The sequence below is a fragment of the Endozoicomonas sp. ALB115 genome (genome assembly GCF_049310245.1).
Taxonomy (GTDB): Bacteria; Pseudomonadota; Gammaproteobacteria; order Pseudomonadales; family Endozoicomonadaceae; genus Endozoicomonas.
The window spans coordinates 1-5,251 of the sequence record NZ_JBLYZG010000128.1; the positions used below are offsets into that span (position 1 = coordinate 1).

3 protein-coding genes are annotated in these 5,251 nt (G+C 49.7%); all 3 read right to left on the minus strand.

All coding sequences use genetic code 11. The annotated features are described in order from the left end of the window. Positions 1-67: 67 nt before the first annotated feature. Positions 68-286, minus strand: coding sequence for a hypothetical protein (locus ACO6VE_RS23780; protein WP_422463910.1), 219 nt, complete (start codon positions 284-286; stop codon positions 68-70). An 84-nt stretch (positions 287-370) separates the two neighbouring features. Next, the gene (locus ACO6VE_RS23785; RefSeq protein ID WP_422463911.1) at positions 371-3,625 is read right to left on the minus strand and encodes a DUF1601 domain-containing protein; all 3,255 of its coding nucleotides are present in this window, start codon (positions 3,623-3,625) and stop codon (positions 371-373) included. Positions 3,626-3,831: 206 nt separating this feature from the next. Next, positions 3,832-5,251: DUF1601 domain-containing protein (locus ACO6VE_RS23790; RefSeq protein ID WP_422463913.1), on the minus strand; the 1,420-nt coding region annotated here is incomplete at its 5' end.

Genomic DNA, 5,251 nt, shown 5'->3' on the forward strand with positions numbered 1-5,251 from the left:
GCTTTAACTGGCATCAATGCTCTAACATCTGATCGACTGGGCAACAAAATTTTAGAATTTCTTCACTTCAACCCTTAAACGCAACATAGCTTTGAGAAGGGCATACGTCAGAAGAACGATAAAATTCATTACGCCCCGGGTTTGTGCGGGGGGGATTATGCCACTGTCTGACTGAACAATGTCCATATCGACCACGCTTTGAAGAATCGGCATGATCATTCGGCTGGCTATAATCATTATCCAATCTTGCGTATTGACCACTGATACCAGTAGAGCTTCTGTCCATAATTATATTTCATTAATTCATGAAAATATAAGAAGCAGACTGCTGTGCAGTTCAGAAGTTCATTTTGCTTAAATGTTTATAAATTTAAGCGGTTATTGGCTTTTTTTTCTTCCTTTTTCTTTTTTTGGGTTTGCCTTTTTGCTTTTCTAAATGTGCTTCGGCGGTTAAGTAACGGTGATCAGAGGATTGCCACCCGGTGTTATGAGATGCAAAGGCATGATCCTGTGGCGGGAAGTCCACCCTGGTCTTTATTTGATCAATACATCGTTTTATTGAACCCGGTTTCCAAAGCGTGTTAGTCGGGATTTCAAAGACTTCAAATCCTGCTTTTTGCAACAGTGCGATTTTCAGCAGAGTCGACCCATTCCTGGTTTTGAAATCACCACTCACGTAATGAAATGGTCCCTGAACTTCAATCACAATGTTGTGATCTGGCAGTAGCAGGTCGACTGGCGGTAATGATTTCAGACTCTTTTCTTCTTCAATCTTTAATGATGGAATGCATGATTGGAGTTGATCTCGGACGACGCTTTGAGGTTTTGAAATGATTGCCTGGTAATGGGGGGTGACCGGACACGCTCTTCCAAGCCAACTGGCGGCCATGGCAATGGTGCATTGATTCTCTTCATTATTCGGGGAGGTATTTTTCAGGCGAGTAAACAGGTCATCCATGTGCTTTTCAAGCACGTTATTTTTAGCATGGGAGTCTAGAAACAGCCTGGCACAGCACACCATGACTCCCCAGAGAGACATCCATATTTCTTGATCAGAAAGCTGAGGGTTGCCACTGATTCGGTAGACAAAAGATTCAAAGGTAGAGGTCACCACACCCAGCTCAACGAACTCACCCAGTTTTGCCATGGCCCACAGCAGGTTGGCGATACCCTGGGCATTAAATTGTTCTTTCTGTGCATTCATGTGGGCAAACAGCGCGGCCAGGGCCGCTTTGAGCTCTGGTGTCTGCTCCAGCCCGTTGTCCACCAGTTTGGTCATGGCCCACAGCAGGTTGGTGATGCCCTGGGCACTGAATTGGTCTTTCTGTGCGTTTACGCAGGGCAGCAGAGCGGCGACTGCCCCGTTGAGCCCCGGGAGCCACTCTTGCCTGCCGTCTATCAGTTTCGCCATGGCCCACAGCAGGTTGGCGATATGCTGAGGAACCAATTGGTCTCTCTGTGCATTTACGTGGGGTAACAGCGCGGTCATGGCCGCTTTGAGCTCTGCTGTCTGCTCCAGCCCGTTGTCCACCAGTTTCGCCATGGCCCACAGCAGGTTGGCGATATGCTGAGGAATAAATTGGTCTTTCTGTGCGTTCACGCAGGGCAACAGTGCGGCCACGGCCTGGTTGAGCCTTGCTGTCCACTCCAGCCCGTTGTCCACCAGTTTCGCCATGGCCCACAGCAGGTTGGCGATTTCCTGGGCATTAAATTGGTCTTTCTTTATGTTCACGTGTGGCAACAGCGCGGCCATGGTCTCGTTGAGTTCCGGGGGCCGTTCCTGCCCGCTGTCCACCAGTTTCGCCATGGCCCACAGCAGGTTGGTAATACCCTGTGGGTTAAAGTTAGCTGTCTGTGCGATCACGTGGGGTAACAGCCTGGCCACGACTTCTTTGAGCTCTGGTGTTTGCTCCAGCCCGTTGTCCACCAGTTTCGCCATGGCCCACAGCAGGTTGGCAATACCCTGTGGTGTAAAGTTAGCCTTCTGTGCGTTCACGTGAGGCAACAGCCTGGCTACAGCTTTTTTGAGCTCTGGTGTCCACTTCAGTCCGTTGTCCACCAGTTTCGCCAAGGCCCACAGCAGGTTGGTTATTTCCTGTGGTTTACTGTTAGCTTTTTGTGCGACCACTTGGGGCAACAGCGTGGCCAGGGCCTCTTTGAACTCTGGTGTCCGCTCCAGCCCGTTGTCCACCAGTTTCGCTATGGCCCAGAGCAGGTTGGAGATTTCCTGTGGTTTGTTAGCCTGTGCGTTTACGTGGTGCAGCAGCCCGGCCACGGCTTTGTTAAGTTCTGGTGTTCGCTCCAGCCCGTTGTCCACCAGTTTCGCCATGGCCCACAGCAGGTTGGCGATACCCTGGGGATTGAACCGGTCTTTATGTGTGTTTACCAGGGGGATTAGCGTGGCCAGGGTTTCTTTGAGCTCTGGTGTCCGCTCCTGTCCGTTGATCACCAGTTTCGCCATGGCCCACAGCAGGTTGGCGATATCCTGGGCATTAAATTGGTCTTGCTGCGCGTTGACGTGGGGCAGCAGCTCGGCCACGGCTTCGTTGAGCCCTGGGGGCTGCTCCTGCCCTTTGACCACGAATTTAGCCATGGCCCACAGAAGGTTAGCGATTTCCTGTGGATTAAAGCCAACTTTTTGTACGCTCACGTGGGGCAACAACGCAACCAGAGCTTCTTTGAGCCCTGGTATCCACTCCTGCCCGTCGTCCAACAGTTTCGCCATGGCCCACAGCAGGTTAGCGATATGCTGAGGAATAAATTGGTCTTTCTGTGTTTTCACGTGGGGCAACAGTGCAAGCACGGCTTCTTTCAGACCAGGTGTCTGTTCCTGCCCATTGTTCACCAGTTTCACCATGGCCCACAGCAGGTTAGCGATATGCTGAGGAACAAATTGCTCTTTCTGTGTGTTTGCGTGGGGCAAAAGGGCGGCCAAGGCCTTTTTGAACTCTGGTGTCCGTTCCTGCCCGTTGTCCACCAGTTTTGCCATGGCCCACAGCAGGTTGACGATTCCCCGGGCATCGATATCCCTGGCTTCAGGTTTTTGGTTGCACTTGAACGTTATTGCATCAAATAGCGTGGACAATAAAGTAGCTTGAGTGAGCTTAACACGCTCATCCACGGGCTTATGAGGGGTAAAAACACCCGCTGAAGTCAATGAATGAAATGTTGTCGTCAGGCTTCGCCAATTCCAGCTCCGTGTGACTGTGAAATTTTGCAGCAAATGTATCAGCTGGCTTTGTTCAGCTCGATTTAACGGTCTTTTAGACGCTGACGTGTATTTTTTAATTGAACTGGCATATAGGCCGTGATCTCTTCCATCATAGTGATGACCGAAACGATCCGATTTACTCACCAGGCCATCCATTATTTCTGGTTTGATGAGCGCATTAAAATCTTTAGCAGGGTTTACTGAACGGAGCAGTACATATTGAGAAGAGCATGGGGCAGAAGAATGGTAAAATCCATTGCGCCCCGTGGCAGAGTGGGGGGGAGTATCCCATTGTTTGACTGTGGCTTGTCTATATCGTCCACGCATTGAAGAAGTGGCATGGTTATCCGGTTTGTTGTAATTCTTGCCTGGTCTTGCGTATTGACCACTGATACCAGCAGAGCTTCTATCCATAACTATATTTCATTACTTCATGAAAATATAAAAAGTAGACTGCTGTTCTGTTCAGAAGTTCATTTTACTGAAATGTCTATAAAACCAGGCCGTTGGGGGATACACATCTACTTCTGATGCCACCAATCCGTTATTTTCAAATCATTTTGGGCAACAGGTATTCAACGCTGGCGCTCCTTCCCTGGAATATGAATACAGTTCTTGAGTCATGAGGAAAGGGAAGAGGTTATTGGCTTTTTTTTCTTTCTTTTTTTTGGTTTGCCTGTTTGCTTCTCTAAATGTTCTTCGGCGGTCAGGTAACAGTGATCTGAGGATTGCCATTCTTTATCGGCGGTAACGTTTGCCTCATCTGCCCACCCGATTTTATGTGATACAGAGCCATGGCCTTGTGGCGGGATGTCCACCCTGGTCTTTATTTGATCAATACATCGTTTTATTGAATCCGGGTTCCAAAGCGTGTTAACCGGGACTTCAATGACCTCAAATCCTGCTTTTTGCAGCAGTGCGATTTTCAGCAGAGTCGAACCAGTCCTGGTTTTGAAATCACCACATACGTAATGAGAGGGTCCCTGAATTTCAATAATAATATTGTGGTCTGGCAGTAGCAGATCAACCGGAGGTAATGAGTTCAGACTCCTTTCTGCTTCAATCTTTAAAGAGGGAATACATGATTGAAGTTGATCGCGGAAGTCGGTTTGAGTTTTTGAAATGGTTGTCTGGTAGTGGGGGACGATCGGACACGCTCTGCCAAGCCAGCTTGCGGCCATGGCAATGATGGATTGTTCATCTCCATTGTTTGAGGCTGCATTTTCCAGGCGAGTAAACAGGCCATCCATGTGCTTTTCAAGCAAGCTGTTTTTATTGGCATTGGCATCTTGGGACAGCCTGACACAGCATACCAATACTCCCCAGAGAGACATCGATATATCTTGCTGAGATAACTGAGGGCATTTACTGATTTGGTAGACAAGAAGTTCAGTCGTGGATTTAACCACGTTCAGCTCAACGAGCTCACCCAGTTTCGCCATGGCCCACAGCAGGTTGGCGATATGCTGAGGAATAAACTGGTCTTTCTTTGCGTTCACTTGGGACAAAAGTGCGGTCACGGCTTCGTTGAGCTCTGGTGTCTGCTCCTGCCCGTTGATCACCAGTTTCGCCATGGCCCACAGCAGGTTGGCGATTTCCTGTGGTTTAAAGTTCGCTATTTGTGTGTTTACGTGGGGTAACAGCGCGGCCACAGCTTCGTTGAGCCCCGGTGTTCGCTCCTGCCCGTTGTCCACCAGTTTCGCCATGGCCCACAGCAGATTGGTGATACCCTGTGGTTTAAAGTTAGCTTTCTGTATGTTGACGTAGGACAACAGCGCGGTCACGGCCTCGTTGAGCTCTGATGTCTGATCCTGCCTGTTGTCCACCAGTTTCGCCATGGCCCACAGCAGGTTGGCGATATCCCGGGCATTGAATTGGTCTTTCTTTGCGTTCACGTGGGGCAACAGCGCGGCCACGGCCTCTTTGAGACCTGGTGTCTGCTCCTGCCCGTTGTCCACCAGTTTCGCCATGGCCCACAGCAGGTTGGCGATATCCCGGGCATTGAATTGGTCTTTCTTTGCGTTCACGTGGGGCAACAGC